General features: G+C 75.4%; 1 protein-coding gene. It reads left to right on the forward strand.

Going from position 1 to position 1,044, the window contains the following annotated elements; translation table 11 throughout:
• The first annotated feature begins 113 nt into the window (after window positions 1–113).
• Window positions 114–809: an HdeD family acid-resistance protein gene (locus tag EBH09_RS17260; protein ID WP_121747896.1), complete on the forward strand. Its 696-nt coding sequence runs from the start codon at window positions 114–116 to the stop codon at window positions 807–809.
• The last annotated feature ends 235 nt before the right edge of the window (window positions 810–1,044 follow it).

The raw sequence follows: 1,044 nt of genomic DNA on the forward strand, positions 1-1,044 counted from the left end.
CCCCCGGCCCACACCGGCGCCGGGCGCCCCTCGAAACACCCAGGCCAACCCCACGTCAGCCCACTGGCCCGCCCCAACTGGCGCCCCCACCACCCCCGCTCCCAGCATGGAGCATGACCGAGCCACCCAGCGGCACCCCTGGAGGGCAGCCGTACGACGACCGCGGGATCCACGCCCGCACGGGCCACGGCACGCACTCCCCGAAAGCCGGACGGCACGAGCCCGGGCCCGAACCCGAACCCGCCTTCGAGGGGCCACTGCACTCGCTGTCCCGCGCCGCATGGCGGACCGTGCTGCTCACCGGGATCGCCTCACTCGTCCTGGGTGTGCTGGTCCTGGCCTGGCCGGGCGCGTCGCTGCGCGCCGCCGGTGTGCTCTTCGGCCTCTATCTCGTCATCAGCGGCGTCCTCCAACTGGCCGCCGCCTTCGGCACCCACCGGACGACCTCGCTGCGGGTCCTCGCCTTCATCAGCGGCGCCGTGTCGATCCTGCTGGGCCTGTTCTGCTTCCGCGGCCCCCTGCAGTCGGTACTGCTGCTCGCGCTGTGGATCGGCATCGGCTGGCTCTTCCGCGGCGTCACGCAGATCCTGGCCGCCGTCCACGACCCGGCGATGCCCGCGCGCGGCTGGCACGTCTTCCTCGGCGCCGTCACGGTCGTCGCCGGCATCGTGCTGATCGACTCGCCGGTGGAGTCGGCGGCCGTCCTCATGCTGTTCGGCGGCTGGTGGCTGGTAGCCGTCGGCGTGGTCGAGATCGTCACGTCCGTACGCCTGCGTGGGCGCGCCCGCCAGGTCCCGCACGCCCTGTGAACCGCCCCTACGCCGGGCGGGCGGTTCTCGCCCGGGCACGGTGGGCGGCGTACGCCCAGCGGGGACACGACCTGACGTGAGCCCCGCACCGCACGCCGCTGCCGACGCCCGCGCCACGCGCGCCGGACATACGGCGCGTGCGGGGCGCGCGGCGCGTGCGCGGCGCGCGGGACGGGCGGCGCGCACCGGTCGCCGCCGCGCCTGTCTGCGGGCCCTGGTCCTGCTGCTCGTCCTG

It is taken from the genome of Streptomyces sp. E2N166 (assembly GCF_003671715.1).
GTDB lineage: Bacteria > Actinomycetota > Actinomycetes > Streptomycetales > Streptomycetaceae > Streptomyces > Streptomyces thinghirensis.